General features: G+C 65.0%; 10 protein-coding genes and 5 pseudogenes. 2 read left to right on the plus strand and 13 right to left on the minus strand.

The window, feature by feature from the left end; all coding sequences use genetic code 11:
* Nucleotides 1-62: 62 nt before the first annotated feature.
* Nucleotides 63-500: a hypothetical protein gene (locus OG953_RS11870; RefSeq protein ID WP_405691782.1), complete on the minus strand. Its 438-nt coding sequence runs from the start codon at nucleotides 498-500 to the stop codon at nucleotides 63-65.
* Between the two features lie 232 nt (nucleotides 501-732).
* On the opposite strand from OG953_RS11870, the gene OG953_RS11875 reads away from it, so the two are divergent.
* Nucleotides 733-1,365, plus strand: a complete 633-nt coding sequence (locus OG953_RS11875) for a tyrosine-type recombinase/integrase (protein WP_405684058.1) — start codon at nucleotides 733-735, stop codon at nucleotides 1,363-1,365.
* Between the two features lie 109 nt (nucleotides 1,366-1,474).
* On the opposite strand, the gene ltrA is transcribed toward OG953_RS11875, so the two are convergent.
* From ltrA to OG953_RS11895, 4 genes are all read right to left on the minus strand, one after another.
* Nucleotides 1,475-2,869: a group II intron reverse transcriptase/maturase gene (gene ltrA / locus OG953_RS11880; protein ID WP_405681812.1), complete on the minus strand. Its 1,395-nt coding sequence runs from the start codon at nucleotides 2,867-2,869 to the stop codon at nucleotides 1,475-1,477.
* A gap of 806 nt (nucleotides 2,870-3,675) precedes the next feature.
* Nucleotides 3,676-4,197 (minus strand): hypothetical protein, encoded by a 522-nt coding sequence (locus OG953_RS11885; protein WP_405684060.1) that lies wholly within the window; start codon nucleotides 4,195-4,197, stop codon nucleotides 3,676-3,678.
* 1,161 nt (nucleotides 4,198-5,358) lie between these two features.
* Nucleotides 5,359-5,871 carry a hypothetical protein gene (locus tag OG953_RS11890; RefSeq protein WP_405684061.1) on the minus strand — a complete coding sequence of 171 codons (513 nt, stop codon included), beginning with the start codon at nucleotides 5,869-5,871 and terminating at the stop codon, nucleotides 5,359-5,361.
* A gap of 499 nt (nucleotides 5,872-6,370) precedes the next feature.
* Complete coding sequence (locus OG953_RS11895; protein ID WP_405684062.1) at nucleotides 6,371-6,841, minus strand: NUDIX domain-containing protein; 471 nt, start codon at nucleotides 6,839-6,841, stop codon at nucleotides 6,371-6,373.
* Nucleotides 6,842-6,864: 23 nt separating this feature from the next.
* Here OG953_RS11895 and OG953_RS11900 point away from each other — a divergent pair.
* A pseudogene (locus tag OG953_RS11900) lies at nucleotides 6,865-7,119 on the plus strand (tyrosine-type recombinase/integrase); the annotation flags it as partial.
* 423 nt (nucleotides 7,120-7,542) lie between these two features.
* Here OG953_RS11900 and OG953_RS11905 read toward each other — a convergent pair.
* The 8 genes and pseudogenes from OG953_RS11905 to OG953_RS11940 form a co-directional block, all read right to left on the minus strand.
* Nucleotides 7,543-7,728: a hypothetical protein gene (locus OG953_RS11905; RefSeq protein ID WP_405684063.1), complete on the minus strand. Its 186-nt coding sequence runs from the start codon at nucleotides 7,726-7,728 to the stop codon at nucleotides 7,543-7,545.
* Nucleotides 7,729-8,012: 284 nt separating this feature from the next.
* A pseudogene (locus tag OG953_RS11910) lies at nucleotides 8,013-9,165 on the minus strand (polymorphic toxin-type HINT domain-containing protein); the annotation flags it as partial.
* A gap of 4 nt (nucleotides 9,166-9,169) precedes the next feature.
* Nucleotides 9,170-9,693: pseudogene (locus OG953_RS11915) on the minus strand (IS21 family transposase); the annotation flags it as partial.
* 80 nt (nucleotides 9,694-9,773) lie between these two features.
* On the minus strand, nucleotides 9,774-10,043 hold the full coding sequence (locus tag OG953_RS11920; RefSeq protein WP_405684065.1) for a hypothetical protein: 270 nt from the start codon (nucleotides 10,041-10,043) through the stop codon (nucleotides 9,774-9,776).
* A gap of 879 nt (nucleotides 10,044-10,922) precedes the next feature.
* Nucleotides 10,923-15,362 (minus strand): annotated as a pseudogene (locus OG953_RS11925) (RHS repeat-associated core domain-containing protein); the annotation flags it as partial.
* Between the two features lie 507 nt (nucleotides 15,363-15,869).
* Nucleotides 15,870-18,824: a LamG domain-containing protein gene (locus OG953_RS11930; protein ID WP_405684066.1), complete on the minus strand. Its 2,955-nt coding sequence runs from the start codon at nucleotides 18,822-18,824 to the stop codon at nucleotides 15,870-15,872.
* Nucleotides 18,825-18,858: 34 nt separating this feature from the next.
* Nucleotides 18,859-19,077, minus strand: a complete 219-nt coding sequence (locus tag OG953_RS11935; protein ID WP_405684068.1) for a hypothetical protein — start codon at nucleotides 19,075-19,077, stop codon at nucleotides 18,859-18,861.
* A gap of 755 nt (nucleotides 19,078-19,832) precedes the next feature.
* Nucleotides 19,833-20,129, minus strand: a pseudogene (locus OG953_RS11940) (transposase family protein); the annotation flags it as partial.
* Between the last annotated feature and the right edge of the window lie 74 nt (nucleotides 20,130-20,203).

The following is a 20,203-nucleotide window of genomic DNA, read 5'->3' on the forward strand; positions in this document are numbered from 1 at the left end:
AGCGACCGGGCATCATGCCGAAGCAGGGTCTCTGCGCCACACTGTTGCAGCCGCTCCGTCCGTCAGCGGAGCCGCGCCACACGCCAGACGGCCAGTGCGACCAGTGCGGCGCACACGGCGACGTACAGGGCGATCACGCGCCAGTCGGATCTCTCGCCCGAGCCCCGCTGCGGCAGCCCGGGCCAGGTGTAACCCACGCGGCGGGCGGCCATCATGCCCCAGCCCGCGGCGCAGCAGCTGATCAGCAGGCCCAGCATGGCGACGACCGCGCCGCCGTCGCCGAACTCGAAGGCGAGCGGGAACGCGAACATCAGCGATCCCACGGCGGCGAGCATGACGATCGGTGCGAGCTGCCAGATGCGCAGACGCCGCGCGGGCCGCAGCTCGACCTCGACCTCGGAGGTCACCTCGAGCTCGTCGGGCCCGTCAGGGCTCAAGCGTCCTGCCTCGTGCGCCGTGTCCGGTGCGTCTTGTTCCGTGTCGCGAGGGCCGGCCTCCATCGCCACGCGCCCTCCCAACTCGGACTCCACTGGTCGATCGATGCTCGATGATGGCACGCTCCCGGTCACCGAAATGACGGGCAGGGCTTCCCGATGCCATCACGTGATCAGGCTGTTATAGCCCCGCTTTAGGGTTTACGCAGGTCGGATGCCTGCTGCTGGTCAGCGAGTCAGCGAGAGGTCAGCAATAGCCCCAGGTCAGCGCCGGATTGACCGGTCGCGACCAGCCTGGGTGGAACAGGTCGGCCTCCTGCGCATGGCCCGCGACGACGACGCCTTCCGCCTCATCGTCGACCTCATGGCCGGCATGGGCCTGCGCAACGGCGAGGCCCTCGCCGTCAACGTGAACAACATGGTCGCCAAGGACGTATATCGGGTGCACCAGCAGGTACACGACCGGACCGTCACCCTGGAACCGCTCAAGCTCAGGAAAACCGGCGAATTCCGTGAGGTGCCCCTGCCCTCCTTCGTCCGCGAAGGCATCGAACAGTACGCCGCGACGCACGGAACCTTCGCCAACGGCTACCTCCTCAAGACCCTGCGCCCCAGCACCGGGAACGCCTTCCTCTCACCCACCACCCTCAGGAGATGGTGGACCCAGCTCCAGGAGCAGAAGCCGAACCTCGTCCCCGAGGGGATGACCATGTACAGCTTCCGCCACTACTTCGCCTCCAACGCCCTCGGACAAGGCATCCCCATCACGGACGTCGCGGACTGGATGGGACACTCCGACATCAACATCACCTTCCGTGCCTACCGGCACCTCCTGCCCGGCTCCATCTCCAAGGCCGCCGCACTCCCGAACAACGGCCTCGACTTCAACACCAGAACGATAGAAGCACCCGAAGGCACCGCCGCGGCCTGACATATCAGTAGGGTCGGGGACTGGCGCGGTGGCCTGTGAGGCTCCGTTTCCAGCCCCCGCCCGTCAAACCGTGCATGCGCTTCTCGCGCACACGGCTTACCGACATCGTTCACCGGCTGGCATGCACCGCCACCCTGCGCACGTTTCCAGACAGGCGAAAGGCTCCGAGCCTGGCGAACCACGCGCCATCGTGGCGCTTGCCCCACTTTCTGCCCGGGATGCCGCGCTTGCGATTGTCGAAGATCGCGAGACGCTCGTGGACGTAGCTGTCGATCGTGGAGAACTTCCCGGCGGAATTGCCGTTACGGAAGTACGCCGCCCAGCCTCGCAGGACCGGGTTCAAGTCGGCGACCACGGCCGACAGCGACCGTCCCACGTGCCGACGGTCGGTCGCCGCCCGGATCTTGTCCCGCAGCACCCCCATCGCCCGCTGAGACGGCCATCGTTGCAGGTGGAACCTGCCACGGCGGCGCCACGATTCCACCTTCCGGTGGTGGAAGCCGAGGAAATCGAAACCCTGCCCACCCCTGGCGAGATGGACGATGCCGGTCTTCTCCGGATGCAGCTGCAACCCGAGGCCGACCAGCACCGTCCCGGCCAGTTCCCGCGCCTGCACGGCACGTTCCCTGGTCGGGCACAGAATCACGAAGTCGTCGCAATACCTCACCAACACCCCGAGCCGGTGCCCGTCTCGCTGCCATGCCACGTCCAGGACGTGCAGAGCAATATTGGCGAGCAACGGTGAGATCGGTGAGCCCTGTGGGGTCCCTGCTCCTGGTGAGCCGGTCGCCCCGTCCTCCAGAACCCCCGCCCGGAGCCACATCCGGATCAGCTTCAACATCGGGCCGTCCACGACGCGCCGGGCCACCTGGGCCACGAGGGCGTCATGCCGAATCGATCCGAAACAGTCGCGGATGTCGGCCTCAAGCACCCACTCCCGGCCCCGGTTCGCCTCCACGCGCACGCTCTCGCACGCGTCAATCGCGGACCGCTTGGGCCTGAACCCATAGCTGACCGGCAGGAAGTCCGCTTCGAAGACCGGTTCGAGAACCAGTTTCGCGGCGGTCATCACCACCCGGTCCGCCACCGTGGGGATCGAGAGCGGCCGGAACTCTCCCGGCCGCCCCGGCTTGGGGATCAGGACCTGCCGCAGCGGTGACGGGCGATACGTATGCGCCCGCAGTTGCTGCGACAAGTCGTTGAGGAACTCCTCCACCCCGGCGGCGGCCACGGCATCGACGGTCACCCCGTCCACGCCGGGAGCGCCCCGGTTCGCACACACGCCGGACCAGGCCCGCCACAAGACATCTCTGCGGGAGACATGGCCGTACAGGGAATGAAACCGACGTTCAGGATCTTGCTTGGCACAGCGGTAGAGCGTCCACTGCAAGGCACGGACCTTGTCCAAAGGCCGGCCATCCAGTCGTGCGACGCCTTCCTTCCGGCGGGCGGAACTAGCCACTCCGGCACTCACCCGAGCCACCTCCTCACACGCGACACGCATCGATGAAGCAGGGGCCCTTCGCTCCTGACGGGTTGTGTTGTCCCGCCGATCGGCACTACTACGACCCCCTCCGACTGCCTCTCGGCAGCCCGCCACTTCCCGGCTCCACCGGTTATAGGCGGGCCCTGCTTCCCGGGCCGCAGACCCGGGGCCGAGGAGGCCCTCTCCAGTTCCCAGGACAACCTTCCGGCCGTTCCACGCCCCTTACGCCGGGAGGTTCTTCGACGCCCGCTCCAGATTCCCAGGCGTCTTCCCTGGCCTTCGCCCTCTAAGGCACGGGCTCGGCTCCTCCTTGGCCCCGCTCACGCGGGTCGGTGCTGACGACGCTGCAGGCTTCACTTGATGTTGCGGACCGGCCGGTTGCGCACCCCCAAGGGGTGATCGTCGCTCCACTTCGACACCGGCCTCTCGACCGATGCCGGGAGCCCCGCTACCGAGGACTCTGGCGTCTCCTCGGACCGGACTTGCACCGGCTGGCTGCCCTGAACTTGTCGCCCGAATTACATCGAACCTCCTTCGCGTCCGACGTTTCGGACTGCTGGACGTACGCCTCGATCCACCGTATGAATCCTGATCGTGGATTTCGGATATTTTTCAGCGGTCATTCCGAATGCAGGCAGGCGGAGATTCCGGGTGGTCGTCCCAGCCCTGACCATTCATCCGAATTGGGCGGCTTGATGGTTCGATAGCAGCAAGGTGCCGCTGAACTGCAAGGATTCGAGTGTTGAGGTCGTATCCGGCACAAGAGTCAGGGCACCTTTCTGGTGAGCGAGCGTACAGGGGTGGGACCGGAGGCACCTCAGCCATCACACCGTGGGATCCACGTTCCACGTCTCCGGCAGATCGCTGCCGCAGAAGACGCACACGAAGTCGTCCTCGCGCACGATGTTGTGCTCCTGACAGCCAGCACACCACCGGAACACCACCTCGTGGGTGAAGCCGGAAGGCCGTTCGAGCCCTGCGTTGTCCAGAGCACGAGCGACTTCCTGCCAGGAACTGATGTCGGGGCGATACCCGGTGGACTGGTTGCTGACCTCGCTCACGACCCACCGATCCGCCTCGCGCACGAAACCGATCTCGCCAGCACTCAGAACCATGGCTCCGCCGGCGCAGGCCACGTGTTCGCTCCGCCGCGGCGCCAGCCGAAGCGCACCGTCCGTGCCGACCACGAAGGTGAACGGCTCGGTCAACTCCGCCGCCGATCGCCCAGCGATCCAGTCGCTGAATTCAGCTGCCGAGCTGATCCGGCACCCGCGGCTGCCAGGTTGGACCGCAGCCTTCAGCTCGACCGGTCCGACATATCTATAACCCTGCCCCCGCGCACTCACATAAGCCAACCTAAAGCACTTCCGACACACGCCCTAGCCCAGATTCAGGTCATCGATGGAGACTTCGTTCAGCGAGTTTCCAGCCTGCAACTCCCAGGGGCGCTGGCCAAGGACCGGGTGAGGCACTCCAGGGCCCCACGAATCCCAAGACTGGAACGACTCAATTGCGCCCAGGGCTGGACCATAAGGGCCAATCACCACTCCGGAGCTGATCGACCGAGAGAGAAGCTGAAGGAGCTTTTTGATCTCACCCAGAGACGGCTCCGGCTCCCTGCTCCAACATCCGAGCCACGAGACCGCAGGCGCCGAGTCTGCGGCGCGAACGCAGACCCATACCCGCTCAGCGGACTCCTCATCTCCGCGCAGCACAAACGCGGTGAAGTGCACCGCAGCGTCCAGTCGCACCGCAACGACGTTCATCGCCCTCCTAACATGAATTCGATAAGCGTATTTGGGTCCATCCGTCCGGAAAGAACTCTGTTAGCGATTTCAGCTGTGCGGTTGTTCCCGTTCCCTGGCCTTGCCCAACGCGGGCCCCGAGCCGAACAGGTGGGTAAAGCCCACGGAGCCGACCGACCCCACCGGGAGCTGCGCACTGGCCAATGCCCTGTCGCTGCCTCGCCGTCGGCCTGGCCCTCGCAGCGCGGGAACGTCCGGGCTTCCTCGCGCTTCTGGTCATCCGCTGCGCTGTCTTTGCGCGGCCTGGTCGCTGGCCGGCCCGCGGTGGCGGAGCCGAGAGCGGGCCGGGTGGGCGGCCGTGCCGCGGGCGACCCGCGCCAGCGGGTCGCCTTGAACCAGTAGAGAAACTTTGAACAGCTCGACCTGCTGCCCTGCGCGCCCGGTATTCGGGAGATTTTTTGTCGCGCGTGCCGGTGTATCGGACCTTGGTGCGCCATGGCTGGCCGAGCCTGCCCGCCCTCGGCGAACGTCGATGAGGTCCACACCTGAAACTGAAACTAGACACTGCAGTCCGACGGAGCCCCGATGGTGCCGAGTCTGGCGAGGGCGAGGTCCGGGGCGGGCGGGGCTTGCGGACGAAGACGGAGTCCCTCCGAGAACCTCGTGGGGACTCCGCCGTCCAACCGTGCTGCCGTCAACTACTGCCGTCGGGCGGTCTCGCGCGACCCGGAAGACTCAAGATTCGCAGCGAGGACCAGCACTTTATCGCCCACTATTCCGCTTCTTCAAGGACAGCTCCTCCTCCGGAGAAAAGAGGGCATTATAGACTTTTACATGCCCAATTTCTGGTAGCGCCAGATCGACAGTCGCATTCAACTGATCCTCCGACAGAACATGGAAGCCGCGCGCTTTCAACAGTCGAAGTACGTCCCGCTGGAAATCCGATGAAGAAGCCTCCCGCGAATCAATGAATTCCACGTCTCCACAGGCATGCACCCTTGCAAAAGTGGCATACGGCCCGACCATCGAGAGGCGAACGAGATGCAACCCGTGCGACTCGACCGCATAACTGAAACACACGTCGCAGTTAATATCCGTGCCGTCGGTCAATGTTGCAATTCCAGCCAGAGCATCGATTAGGTCGCGGTATGGCTGGCGTCGTGCTGCAGTCAGAGCAAAGGCCCTCCTGGGAGCACCGATGTCCTCATATGCATTTTGAATATCCTGCAACAAAACGTCCCACGCCCGCCAAGACCAGGAGGTTCTTGCTCCCACAGATCCTCTTTCTTTCATCTCGCTAGTCAAAGTACTCGCGACCCACCGGGGGCGGGCGTGCGTCTTGCCGGACTGATCAATGTGAACCCGCACCCTGGTCTGCCAGCCCCCATTGGGCCCCCTTCCCACCGGTCGGCCGTACTCGTAGTCGCGAACATTCGAACGACCGGGCACCGGAGTTCCGTTTTGCCAGGCGTCCCGCGCATAGGCATCTGCCTCACTGCGACTTCCGAACACAGATGTCGGCGTGCCGTTGTCGAGCCGCTTTTGGCACTCCTTCGTCCCGAGAACATGCTGATCTTGCTTCTGTCGAGAAATCGACGGGACACAATTGTTATGAACCAGGACCGGCGCGTCCCCTGCCAGCACATAGTACGTGTGCTAAGCGAAGCCTTCGACCTGCTTTTTCGCAGGTCAAGTACGGTTTGCTGGTCCGGTGAGGTGCGTGGGTGTCCGTGGTTGTGCGGGGTTGTTGCCGTCGCTACTGCCGTCAGACGGTTCAGCCCAGGTGCGGCTTCTCGCTCTGTTCCAGGAAGTGCTGGAGCCTGAGTCGTTGGGTGTGGTGCATCGGCAAGTGCTCGATCTCTTCCGGCGGTAGGAACCGGAGTTCGGTGGACTCGTCGGAGATTGCCAGTTGGCCGCTAGTGATGCGGGCGGTGAAGCAGACGTTGAACTGGCGGCGGACCTCGCCGTCGGTGTAGGCGATGATGTGTTTCGGGTCGGTGTAGGTGCCGACCAGGCCGGTGATCTCGACGTCGAGGCCGGTTTCTTCCTTGACTTCGCGGACGGCTGTGCCTGGCAGGGAGTCGGTGAGGTCCATGCCGCCGCCGGGCAGTGCCCATAGGTCGCTGTCGCGGCGGCGCTGGAGGAGGATGCGCCCGTGGTCGTCGGTGACGACGGCGGAGGCGGCGACGACCATGCTGTTCGGCTTGGGTGCGGTGGGGTCGTCGTAGTACTCGGTGCGGGCCACAGTCAGTCAGCCTTCCTGTGTGCCGCATTCGCTTCCATGATCTCCGGCACTCGGCGGCGACCCTCCTCCTGGAGCAGGGCGTCGAACTCGTGGTGATCAAGGAACTGTTGGGGCACGCCCACATCGGCGTCGCCGCCACCGTGTACGCCCACGTCCGGCTCCGCCTCCAACGCGACGCCATCGACCTCCTCGGCCACGCCCTCCGCAACCCCACCGAGAGCACCAGCAAGCCCGACGACGGCAACGAACCACCCCCCTGCGCAACCCCCGTCCGCTGACGTTGCCGTCAACTACTGCCGTCAGACACCACAGAGGCCCCACCGGAACATCATTCCGGTGGGGCCTCTGCGGTTATCGCTGGTCGTTATCGACGGGTAATTCTCCCAGCTGGGCGGCCAAGCTTCGCGTCAGAGATCAGTTTCCCATCCAGGGAGACGAGAAATTCGCCGACTCGACCTGCGACCGCTCCGCCAATGGTTGACCATTGATAGATCTCGCTACTTCTTCGAGACCATCGAAATTCCGCCGCTCGCAAGGGAGAACATTCGCGCAAAAGCCTTTCGAGCATCCGGGTCCCGATCAATTCGCTCCAACGACTCGAACGTTGCCGGATCAAGATCGATCGTGGCGATTCCGCCAGCTTCCTCGCCATCCGCAACTGAGAACAACACGAGACACCGGTATGCCCACACAGCCCCTCCTCACTCCTCGCGCATCAGTGACTGGAGGACGACGGCGCTATCCCTGACCTGGCTGCGGAGCGCATCTACCGAGGACCATCGAGTCGCCCAGCCTCGCCTCTCCGCCTCCAACTGGATCGCGATCAGCGCATCGAAGCTGATCTGACACACGCGAAAGTCGGGGTCGGTCGAATGAATCAGAGGCATCAGGTACTACTCCGGGTCGTAGACGTCAATGCGTATGGGCGTATCTGGGTCAATGCGCCCGTCTCTGACTCTTGTTTGGAGTTCGTCCCAACGGTGATGCCCCCAAGGATCGTGCCGTCGCACGAGACGAGGAGTCCGTCTCCTTCACCAGGGTTGTTGATTCCATCCAGAAGTTCTTCATTGCTCAGTTCCTCGTGATACCACTGCGGCGCTGGATCCCGGATCTTCTGCCCCTCGGTGTATTTACCGATATCACCAGCCTTCTCGGTTCGCGTCGTGATCCCCGGTCCGCACGTATTGTGCACGAGAACTGGAGTTGTCCCGGCGAGTACATAGTACGTGTGGAGCTCGTCGACGGTGAAGTTGTAGGTTTTGGTGCGCTTGGTGAAGGACTTGTTCCCGGTGATCTCGACTGTTTCACCGGTATCGGTGCGCAGCGTCATCCCCGGGGTGAGGTCGCCTGCTTCCACCCAGGCCCGCTCGGACGGGGACCAGAAGGGGTGCTCGCGTGTGGCCGTGAGCTTTTCCGGACCGTCCGGTGTGAGAATAGTGAGCGTATTGAGTTGCTTCTCACCCTCGCTTCGGATGAGGCGCGTCACCTTTCTCGGGCCCCTGCTCCCCCGTCTCCGGGTCGGCGGCCATGACCATGTCGCCGACTTCGATATCCTCGATGTCTTTGGTATCGCCGTCGGCCATGAGGACGTCGGCGCCGGCCAGGAAGCACTTCGGCGCGTATTTGAACTTCCCGACGGGCAGCGCCGTCATCAGCGCCTGGAAGCCGATGTTTTGGCATATGGGGCACGTGTTGATGAGGGGGATGTCGTCGACGTGTGCCCAGTACTTGGGAAGCCCGTGGGAGTCCTCACCCTTGGTGTAGAAGTCGCGGATGGCGAAGCACGATTCGTCGAATGAGAAGCTGCAGCGTTCCCTGAAGTAGAGCTCTACGTTGAGTGCGTAGCTGAGTTCCGGCATGTAGGTGCCGAGGTTGCTCATCTGTGCGACGCCGGGGAGCTTCGACTGGTAGTCCCGGTAGACGTCCGGCGGGGGCAGCGCGGGGGCGCCGTGCCCCAGATTCGTTATGACCTTTCCGGCTCCGGGGCTGTTGCCGTGACCAGCGGGCACCGGTTGGGTGCTGGGGAAGCCGGGTGTGCCGCGGACGCTGCCGTCGGGGTTTTTGCCCCCGTTCTCATCGCCTCTGGTTCCGCCGTCGGGGCGTGTCCAGCCCATTCCGTCGTTGCAGCTGTCGCACCAGAGGCCGGAGGGGTCGGATGCGGTAACGGGGGTGTTGTTGGCGTAGCTGTATCCGTTGAGGGATTGGGGCTGTGCCGGGTCGAGGATGGGGTCGATGCTGATGAATTGGCCGATGGTGGGGTCGTATTCGCGGGCGCCGATGTGGGTGAGGCCGGTGGTTTCGTCGGTTGTCTTGCCAAGGAAGCCCTCAGCAGAACGGATCCCGAGAGTGGGGCAGGACCATGTGGAAGGAGTAGACCTTCGGGATCCCGACATGGGCCAGGATGCCGCCCTCGTCTCCCCAGTCGACCTGGGCCTGGGCGCCGGGCACCACTTCGAAGCGGCGGTGCAGCCGGGCCAGCTCTCGCGGGGTATATCCGAGCTCCTCCGCAATCCTGGGGCGGGCCTGCTGCACATACATCTCGACGCGCTGGTAGTGGTGCGGGAAGTCATACTGCTCGACGAGACGCTCATGGATCACCGCGGCCTTCAGCAGCACCCCTCGGCCCGCAGCCAGGCATCGATCACATGCGCCCACGGCTTGATCACCTGGTTGCCCAGATCCGACCGCGGCGCCGCCGCCGGAGGCTCAGGAGGCCCGTCGCTCTCCAGGTACTTCTTGACCGTCCGCCAGTTCAGGCCAGTCTCCCGGGCAATCTCCGAGATGCTCGCACCCGCCTCATGCAGAGCCCGGAAACGCCGCAGTTCCAGCCACCGCTCCGGCTCCAGCAACATTCGTCGGCCTCTCCTCGACGCGTCATGCAGTCAGCGCCAGACTCCTCTCAGCACGCCAGACCCCACCCCGACACGCCGGTTTACCTCTGCAGATCAACCCGTACGCACCTCTGCACCAGAGCCCGTACGCCGACATCGAGCATCCCGACATTGGCCATGTGGGTCGGGTACTGGTGGAGATTACCCGCCGGGGCCGAGCAGCTGCCCGCGCCGGGCTGGGCGAGCCTCGTGAACCCGACCCTGCTGTGCATCTGCTGTCGGAGTGGCTGTGGGGGCGTATTGGCACGGGTTGCGGCGTCGGAGCCGACCAGCCCGCGGGCCAGCAGAACAAATCCGCTGGCAGCCGGCAACGGCTGGGACCTCCTCCGCGTCCACGCGGAACCCGGACTCCTGGCCCTGTCCCTGCTGCGAACAACCGGACAATCCATCGGCCCCGTGCTGTACGACCAGCCCAGCACACGCCTGCACTTCGCGATTCCCATGAGCACGGCCGACGCATGGCACGGCCTGCCCGTGCGGCTACTCTCACACGGCTCATGACTGGTCGCCCCGAACCCCTGCCGCGCCGACGAATACTTCGGCGGCTGGTGCGAACTACGCGACGACGACACCCTCATCGACCCCGAGAAGCTCCGCCATGCGCTGCTCCAGCACGCGTCCCCCTCCCCCGTCACCGGGGAGAAGCCTCTATGAAAGCTTCGAACGATCCCGGATTGACGCCTACTTCCTCCCAGGAAGAAAGCCGCATCGATAGCGCTCGATTACAGGTCACACCACTCACCCAATCCGCTGACCTCTCCAGTCCGAACGAACTCGTCAACGAGATCCCAGGCGTGCTCTGCACGAACCGCAAAGTCACCTGTAAATTCCGCCAATTCGCCCATGATCGGAACTTCGATCACCATCGTTGCGGGGACGGAAGCGTCCCCTGAAAGCAAAGACATGGCATCGGGGCTTACAAACCGGTGGATAACTGCATGTTCGCCGCGGAATCCGAGGGTCAATTGCGGATAGTCGCATTCCGGATGCCGAACTTCCAGGTATCCGGCACCAAACTCACGCAACTCTCGGAAACGGTCGGATAGTTCACTGAGGTCCGTCTCCTTCTCGAGTGGATAGAATTCATCCGATTCCGGCGATGTTGCCGTCCACACCACGTTCATCTGTCCACCTCTGATTGCTCCCTCGTCACCGAGGCCATGGCTTGGGATCGTTCGCGTTACCGACAGGCTGGGGGTCCAGGCTTCGGTGAGGCGGCGGTGGCCGTCGTAGGCGAAGCACTGGGTTTCGGCGCCGCTGGTGCTGCCGAGCGTGGTGGGGTCGGTGATGGAGGTGACGTTCCCGACCTGGTCGAAGCTGTAGTTGAGGTCCTGCAGCATGTAGGGCTGGGCGTCGGCCTTGATGTTGCTGCGGGTGAGGCGGCCGGTGCCGTCTTCGAAGGTGTTCCTGATGGATACCTTCTTGTGATCGGCCGTGTTGGCTGTTCCCAGGCGTTGTTCCCAGGGCTGGCCGAGCGGTGAGTAGGTGGTGTTGAGGAGGTAGCCGGTGGAGCCGCCGACCGAGGTGATCTGGCCGACGTTGTTGTATCCGTAGTCGATGATCTCTGAGGGCAAGCCCCCGAGAGCCGGCTCCTCGGCGGTCTCGACTGTGCCGTCGAGGTTGTAGGAACTCTTGAACGACAACGTGCTCAGTGCGCCGAACGGGTCGTCAGCGGGCAGTTCGAGGGTGTTGGCCACCGGGCGGGACAGGCTGTCGTACTCGGTGATGGTGTCGGTGTACGCCTGCCCGGCCTTGCCGCCGACGTATCGGGTGGACTTGTCGGGCTGGCCCTTGAGTAGCGTGTCGTAGGTGTACCCGGTGCGCTGGTTGGCGTCCGTCTTGGAGCCGGCCCAGGTGCCGGTGATACGGCCGAGCTCGTCGTATCCGGTCAGGATCGATTTGCCGCGCGAGTCGGTCGACTTGATGGCCCGGTCGAGGACGTCGTACTCGGTAGCGCTGGTGCCCTTGTCGGGGTCCTTGGCCTCGCTTTGCCGGCCGAACAGGTCGTATGTGTAGGACCACTTGGCGTCGTCCGGGCCGGTGATCTGTGTTTGCAGGCCGCCTCGGGAGTAGGTGGTCCTGGTCGACGCGAAGCTGACGCCGAGGCCATCGCCGTACTGGGTATCGGCCGGCGACTTGCCGGCGTACTCACGGCTTTCCACGGTGCGGCCGCGGATGTCCGTGATGGCGCGGGCGGCGGTGCCGCCGTCGAGGGCAGTGGTGGCGGTGGAGTCGCCGGTGTAGCTCGTGGTGGTCGACCACTTCTCCACGCCGAAGACGTGCAGGGTGCTCTTGGTGGCCCGGCCGGCTCCATCGAAAACGGCGGCGCTTTGGTTGGGTGATTCACCGTACTCGGCACGGGTGTAGGTGCCGTTGGGTGTGCTGGTGGTGTCGAAGATGTTCGCGTAGGTCTCGTACGCGAGGCCGCGGGTGTCGTAGCGGGTGTCGGTCAGCAGGCGACCGCCGTTGGACGTCTCGGTCTGGCTCTGCAGCGGGCGCAGCATCGAGTCGTAGATGGCGTAGCTGGTGGTGTAGGTCTTGCCGTCCTTCTTCAGCGCCGCGGTCGATACCCAGGACGGATCTTTGTTGTCGATCGTGTATTCGAACTTGGTGTTGGGGCCGAAGGTGGCGCTTTCGCTGCCGCGGTCCCGGTTCGGCAGCCACACCTGGGTGAGGCGGCCCAGGGCGTCGTAGACGAGTTCGGTCTTCTTCAGGTTCGCGTCATAGGTGCGCAGCGTCTGGCCACTGCGCGGATCGAGGAAGCTGGTGGTCTTGAAGGTCTTGGGATCCGTGCTGATGATCTTGGTTACCGGCCCTGCCGTGGCGGGGGTGTACGCGGTGGTGGTTGGCTGTCCGTCCGCGTTGGTGACCTTGAGCGGCCGGCCGAGGACGTCGAAGTCCGCGGTCGCCGCGCTGGTGAGCGTCTGCCAGCTGGGCGTGCCGGATGCGTAGCCTTTCGCGCGGCCGGTCCAGGTGACCAGGCCCTTGGTCGGCTTCATCGAGTCCGACCACGTGGCACCGTCATAGGCGGTCGCGGTGTCCGACAGGACGTCGCCGGGTCGCTTGTCGTCGGCCGGCAGGTCGAGCGTGGTGTCGGCGACGGAGCATTCCTTGCCGACGGTGCGGGTGCGGGAAACGAGGCTGTGGATGCCGGCGTCCGTGTTGCGGGCGTACCAGGTGCGGGTGCAGGTTTCGTCGCCGCCCAGGCCCTTTTGGCCGTAGTCGTCGTGCGAGGTGACCATGCCCAGGTCGTCGTAGCGGCTGGTGGTCACCTGGGTGCGCCAGGTCTTGGAGGCTGTGAGGTAGGTGCTGGCGTAGGCCGAGTTGGGCCGTACCCAGCGGGCCGTGTGATCTGTCGCGTCCGGCACCGACTGGCTGGCGGTGTTCTTGTACGTGTAGTTCGTGTACGAGGTGGAGATCGGCTGACTGCCGTTGTATGTGACCTTCTGGAGCAGCTGACCCGAGTACTGGTCGCTGTCGGTCAGGGCCGTGAAGTCCACATCGGTGTCCATCAGCGGCTCGATGCTGACAGTCTTGGTGGTGCCGTCCTTGTTCTTGTCCCCGTTCATGCCCAGCAGGTAGCGGGAGACGCTCTTGGAGCGGGTGGTGTCCAACGCTCCGGTGTAGGTGGTGACGTCGCGGTAGCCGCGCCACTCCGACCACGTCCGCTCGTCCTTCGGGGTGAACGGGTCATCGCTGTGGCGCCAGGCGGCACCGGCGTAGTCGTAGGCGTGCTCGATCGTCTCGTTCTGGCCGGTGGGGTCGGCGACGCCGACGGCCAGGACGCGGTACTTGTGGAACCAGTCCACCGACGCCTCGGAGGCGCCGTTGATGTTCCAGAACTGCGGGTAGCAGGAGCGGGTGTTGGTGTCCTGTGCGGCGCCGAGGACTTCGCTGCGCTTGCACTCGGGCTGCGACAGCGTGACCGTCGTGATCGACCCGGTCTCGGAAGTGATCGTCTCGATGCGGTGCCGCTTGAGCGGCAGGATGTCGTCCGTGCCATCGACCCGGTTCGGGCGCAGCTGGTAGGTGAAGGTCACCGGGTTGACATCGATCGCCGCGGGACCGGCCTTGGCTGTCCGCTTGATCGACTCCAGGACCAGGACGTGGTCGGTGGTGTCTCCGATGTCACCTGCGTCGTAGTAGTCCTGGGTGAGCGTCCAGGTGTCCACCGGGTCGTACGCCTTGGTGGTGGCGTTCCAGGAGAAGGTGCTGATACCGGTGAGACGCTTACGGGAGAAGAAGGACGGGCCGGCTGCGTTGCACTCGGTTTCGCCGTCGCTGCAGATGGCGTCGAAGGGGACGTCGGGCCAGTTCTTGGCGGTGTCCTCGGTCAGCTCGGCGCAGTCGCCGACGGTGCAGCGTTCGGCGTGCGCGAGGGTCACCTTCGCATCGGCGTCATCGGTGAACAGGGCGCCCTTGCGCAGCCCGTACTTGATCTCCTTGAGGTAGCCACCACGGGTGTAGGAGGCGTTGGCGGTGGTGGCCTTGTTCTTGGGGTAGTGGTTGGTTTCCTTGGTGTACCAGTAGGTGGAAGCGTTGCCGCTGGTGTCCTCGATGTAGTCGAGATTCCATCGCCACGCCTGCGTCAGGGACCGGTCGGCGAAGGCGCTGCCCGTGTCGTAGCCGGGCTCGCCCGAGTCGTCGCCGAATACGGGGGCGGTCCAGGTGGAGTTGGTGCGCTGGTCGGCGGCGCCGTCGAGCTTGTTCAGGCCGAACACGTACTTCGTGCCGTCGCCGGTGATGACGGTCCAGTACTCGCCGTTGTCGTCGCCGTTGTCCGCGCCGGTGGAGCGGGTCACGGTGGAGGCGTCGTCGTCCTCCAGACGCCAGTCTCCGGAGGTGTTGTCCTTGATCAGGCGGCTGGATTTGCCATTGAGGACGATGCGTGCGTTGTCGTACTTCCAGCAGTGGTCCGAGACGTCCGTATGACCGTCCTTGTCGCAACTGCCGTAGGTGCGCTCGATGTAGGACTCGGTCAGGGAGAAGCCCTCACCGACCGCGGAGCCCTGGTTGTTGGTGGTGGCGGTGCGGCCGTCGATGCTGCCCGAGTCGTAGGAGAGCGACAGGGGTGGCGTGGGGCCGGCCGCGGCCGGCGGCACGCTAAACCCGTAGTTCCAGGTGAACGCACCGGAGCTGCCGCCAGCCTCCCAGGAGGATGAGGGAGAGAGTTCCGTCGCCGAGTAGTTGCCCGTTCCCTTGGGTGACTCGCCGGATGCGGCTGCAGCAGCAGTCACCGCCAACACGGTGGCGCTCGGCACCTCAGCGCTCGCAAGCAACTGGGCTGATGGCCCGCCGCGCTCCGCCTTGGCCAGGGTGACCTGGGCCGCAACCGACTGCTCGGAAGCGTTGTTATCCGTCTTCAGCGAGGTCTGCTTGCGGCATCCGGCCCTCTCCGGCGTCGTCAGTACGCAGGCGGGCAGCTGCACCAGACGCAGCCGCTGGGCCCAGTCACCACCGAAGGCGGAGGCGAAGCCGCTGTAGTCGACGCTGATCTCCGCAGTGCCAGCGGCGTCCGCGGCTGCGCTGAGCAGCACGCCGGTGATGCCCGCCTTGTCCGCGGCCTTCTGGTCCAGGATCGTGACCTGGGCGGTACCAGATGCAGCTGCGTTTCTGCCCTTCTCAGGCACCACTGAGACGGACGTGCCGCCGAGCTCTGCCGTGGCCTGCTTATCATCAACGAGCTCGATGCTTGCGGTATCACGCTCGGGCCAGGTAACCGTCTGTTCATTGCGGGCACGCTCCGCCTGCGCAGCCCCGGCCTTCTTGCCCGCTGCGACCCTGTCACGAGCCTTCTTCGCTCCCAGGCCCTTGACCTCTTTGACCTTGCTTACCCGGGGCTTGGGAACATCCGGCCGGTCCGAACCAGCTCGAACCACTCCGGCGTCCTTGGCGACCGCGCCCTGTACCTCCCCAAGAGGGGCAAGCAGGGCCAGCGCCACCACAGGAGTCACCAGCCGGCGTCCCCAACGCCGTCCACCACCCGAACCCCGTCTTGAGGTGCCTATGCCAAACGCCATCAGAGTTCCGTCCCCACCCAGTCCACAAGGTTCAGAAAGGTCATTGAGTCGCCACGGCGACGTCACTGTTCGGCCGCACGTGGGCGGCGGCCTTCGTGCCGCCGCCCATCGCCGAAATCAGTCGCCAACGTGTGCGTCGATCTGCTCCGGGCTGGCCATCGCGCCTGCCCACAGCCGCACTTCCTCGACCCGCGCGGGCAGGAAGTGCTTCCATGTTCCGTCCGTGAAGCCCTTGCCGATGGCGAAGTCCCCGGTGCCCAGCTGGACGGTGAAGTCCTTGGAGTCGCCCTCCTGGTTGTAGCCGAGGTGCAGGCTGATGGTGCCGTACATGGAGTCGTAGATCCCGGTGAGCCTGACCGGGGTGTCCAATGCGGCCACTTCCTCCGAAGCCACAGAGCTCCATGTCCCGTCCGCGTTCAGACGTCCGAAGTGCCACACACCGAGGGGGACCGACCTCTCCTCCAGGGTCTCCTCGTCGAGTTCGGTGCCCTTGCCGGTGAGCTCGTACCAGAAGCCCCACGCCGAGCCGTCGGCCGTCCGTTGTCCGAGAACCTGACCTGTGTAGCCGACGGCCTTTCCGGCGAGCGTCGCGCCGTCGAGCTGCACCCTCGTCGTCACGGTGAACGCCGCGTGGTCGTAGACCAGCGGACCCGCTGCCGTGGCCGCGTCATCGACGCCGTCGAGCACAATGGCCTCGCCGTCCAAGGTCGCACCGCCGGTCAACGTGAGACTCTTCCCGTATCCCGAGGTGGTGTCGGCGACGGTCGTCCCACTGCCACGACCGGCGTCCCAGTCCGCCATGAGCTCGACTCCCGCGAACTGCTCCGAAATCAGTGCCCGTCCCTCATCGGCGACCTGCTGGTGCGTCAGGACGGTCTGCCACACAGCCACCTCGTCGATCGACCCCGGGAAGTACTGGCTGAAGGTTCCGCTGACGTTTTCCTGGCGACCGATCTGCAGCGGACCCGCCGACTCCCACGAGCCGGCACCAGGCTTGATCACCTGCCCCTGCCTTCGGCCGTCCACATAGAAGGCGAGTTCATCGGTGGCGGGATCGTAGGTGGCGGCCAGGTGCGTCCAGACGCCGACCTCGGCCGGGTAGGCGGAATACTGTCCCCAGTACTGGCTGGCATCGGCCTTCATCATTCCGAAGTACCACTTGTCGGCGCTGGCCAGATAGCGGAACGTGAAGGGAGTCTTCTGGGCTCCGCGTTGGGACAGGACCGTGGCGTCCGCGCCCTTCTTGTCCAGCCGCACCCAGGTGGCCATGGTGAATGCGGACCGTGTCTCCAGCACGGTGGCGGCGGTGGCCGCGTAGCTGCTGGTGCCGTTCAGGGAGAGGCCCTTGTCCGTGACGGGGTTCGCCAACGGCTGGCCCTGCGCGTCATGGGTAATCACGCCGCGTCGGCCCCGATCATCACGGACCGCTCCGCCACCGAGGGTGGCTCCGTGCCGGCCTGCGGTGGAGGTCGCCGAGTTGATCGCGGCTCCATCGGCTTCGTCGAAGTGCCAGCGGCCGATGGGACCTGGTCCGGCGGCGACGAGGAAGTCCACCGCGTTCCACGCCCCGTAGCGGCCCACGTTGTCCTTCGCCCTGGCCCACAGGGTGAAGCTGCCCTCCCGATCCGGTGTGAGCGGAACGCTCGCTGTGGAGCCGTTGACCGTCAGCCAGCTCGTCATGCCCGAGAGCGTGTACTGGTAGGACACCACGCCGGTGTCACCCGTGGCGGGCGCGAGGCTGAAGGTGGCTTTCTGCCCCGGACCGCCCCTGCCCTCACAGGCGTTGGGAAGGCACTCGGTGTACGGCGCACCGATGGTGATCTTCGGAGCCTTCGGGGCGGTCGGGTCGACCTTGAAGTAGCAGAACCCAGTGGTAGAGCCATTGGAAGGACCGGAGAGGTGGCTCGATCCGTTGTTGTAGAACGACTGCGTCCAGGCCCGGTAGCGGTGTACCGGCCCTTCGTTCAGGGTGGACCAGCTGATGACCTGCTTCTTCCCGTCCCCCGCGTATCCCGTCGACGGCCGCGCGTCATTCGTCCCGATGTTGGTGTCCGCCCACGTGCCGTCAGTGTTCTTCCGGTCGACGTCGAAGAAGATCCGCAGCTGCGCGTCCTCCTCACCGCCGGCCTTGGTCTGCGTCGTCGCGGTCAGCGCCGGCGTCGGGTCGGACGCGATCGTCGGGTTCGACTCGCTGGTCGAGCACACCGTGCCCGAACCAGTCACCAGGCCAATGCCACTCGGCTTGTCCGGGATACCCACGAAGGAGACCTCGAGGACGGCATCGTTCTTGAACCGCTTCCATGCCGCGGTGTCCGACTCATCGTGCGCCCGGATCTCCAGCGTGAGCCGGGAGAACTTTCCTGCCGCGAAATCCTTCACGGTCGGCGTGAGGTTCTCGTTGGTCTCTTCCGGATCGTCGTTGAACTCGATCGCCGCATTGGGCAATCCGGGACTGCAGAGATCTCCCCGGCCCGCCGACACGTGACGGTCGCCCATCAAGTCCAGCTCCTTCGGGCGCGAGGACCACGTGGTGGAGGACGAGATGTTGTTCGTCCGCACCAGGTCCACCCAGCGCGGCTCGCACTGGAAGGCCCACGGCTCCGTCACCCGAAACGTGGCATCCAGGACATGCTTGCCCTTCAAACTGGCGGGCGAAAACTCGTAGTACAGGCGCTGTACGTACCCGGGCCCGCATCCATAGCCGTTCCAGGTGCCACATTTGCCAGCACCCTTGCCCTGGTCGTCGTCACCATTGCCCCAGGCATAGTCCTCGTAGCCATCCGAGCGCAGCAGCGTCCGCTCGGATTCGCCCCAGGTTACCGACGGATCGATGTACAGCGGATAGACTGCCGAGTCCTTGACCGCGAGCAGATCTGCATCCGGCACGGTCGACAGCGTCCCCTTCCCGACCTCGATGTCCACCTTGGCAACCTGATCGCCCTGCCCCGGCTCGGTACCGGCGCTCGATGAGGCTTTCGCGGCCGGGTCGGAGGGAGCAGTCTCATCCAGCGCGGCACGCTCCGAGACGACCGCCGGCGGCGATGGCTGGTCCTTGCCGGCGGAATTCCACATACGAGCCGGCGGCGCCTTGAACACCGTCCTGCCGTCATCGTCGATTGCGGCGAGGTTGCCCGACGCGCCTTCCTTGACGTTCAGCCGAACGCTGCCCCACAACCTCGACCCGCTCGCCGGACTCCTTCGCCGCGGCCAGCGCCTTCTGCCCCTCGGACAGCTCCGGTGGCTCTGTCTCCACGGTGGCCGCGGCAGCGATCGGCGCCTGCACGACCATCGTCGACAGCAGCGCCGTCAGTGCCACGCCGATCACACCCGAGGCGCCTCGGCTCAGCAGGTCTCTTCGACGCTTGCGGGCATGGCGATGCCCCCGCCCGAACTCCACAGTCCCCACCCCAGAGTCACAAAAGATCTACAAGTGGCTCGGAGTCAACGCCTGATCATCTGCAGTAGTCAAGGGGGATGAGTCGCATGGGTCAGAAGTGGCGGCAGGCGGCAAGTCCCATTAGGACAATGTGCCCTATCCGTGCAGCTCGGGCCGCCGCCAGTGGCGACACGCTCCGTGACGGTTTTTAACACCCAGAAACCAGCCATAACCGAGTACGCCGCGATGAAACCGGTGTCCGGACTTGCCGGTCCACGACGTGCACACTGCCGTTTGGGCGAGTCGCGCGCTATGGGCAAGATCTCGCCAACAACACGGCTGCGGTGCAGAGATGGCGCTTAGCCCATCTCACTGAGCGACCTCGGGTCGCTACAGAGAGTGCAGGACCTCGAGCGTTTGAAAGTTTCTTCCGGAGAAAGGCCTTCCTCTCGCTATCCGAGACGGACAGGGGACCGACCGGCACTAACTGCTCTCGGCGCGGTGCGCACGCTTGAGGGGAAGCTCCTGGGCAGGGCGCTGGCCTTGCGCCATCCGGACCGCATCGTAGATGCCGGGGTTGGCGAGAAGAATGCAGTAATCGTCAAGATCTGTGGACCGGGTAGTCGGAGGAAGCCGATCGTTTCCTTGAGGAGATGAAGGCTTTTTGCGCGGTATGTGGCGCTGTCTCGCCAGGTCTTCTCTGCCCGCAGCAGGCGCCAGCCCTTCAGGACCGCCATCGCCTGCTCACCCACACAGCGGATCTTGGCGTGGCTGCTGTTGCGCCGCTGCTTCCGCCTCTCGAGCCGGCGGCCTCTGAACGGTACGCGGACGTGGCAGCCGGCGCCCTGATATGCCTTGTCCGCCCAGCACCTCACGTCGGCGTCGGCGAGTCCGTCAATGATGCCGTGCTGCCGTGCGGCGGTCAGAGCACGAGTGGGTCCCGGCAGCGCGGGTGAGCCCCACAGCAGACGTCCGAACGGGTCGATGAGGACCTGGACGTTCGTCTGAAGGAGTCAACGGGCTGGCCCGCTGCTCTACCCGCAGGCACCACGGCAGCTCCCCCGTCGCATCACCC

It is taken from the genome of Streptomyces sp. NBC_00057, assembly GCF_045041165.1.
Taxonomy (GTDB): Bacteria; Actinomycetota; Actinomycetes; order Streptomycetales; family Streptomycetaceae; genus Streptomyces.

Excerpts from the sequence above, each read along its gene's own strand:
- OG953_RS11905 (WP_405684063.1), bottom strand. The coding sequence starts at position 7,728 with ATGCCTCTGATTCATTCGACCGACCCCGACTTTCGCGTGTGTCAGATC.
- OG953_RS11930 (WP_405684066.1), bottom strand. The coding sequence starts at position 18,824 with ATGTGGAATTCCGCCGGCAAGGACCAGCCATCGCCGCCGGCGGTCGTC.
- OG953_RS11870 (WP_405691782.1), bottom strand. The coding sequence starts at position 500 with ATGGAGGCCGGCCCTCGCGACACGGAACAAGACGCACCGGACACGGCG.
- ltrA (WP_405681812.1), bottom strand. The coding sequence starts at position 2,869 with ATGCGTGTCGCGTGTGAGGAGGTGGCTCGGGTGAGTGCCGGAGTGGCT.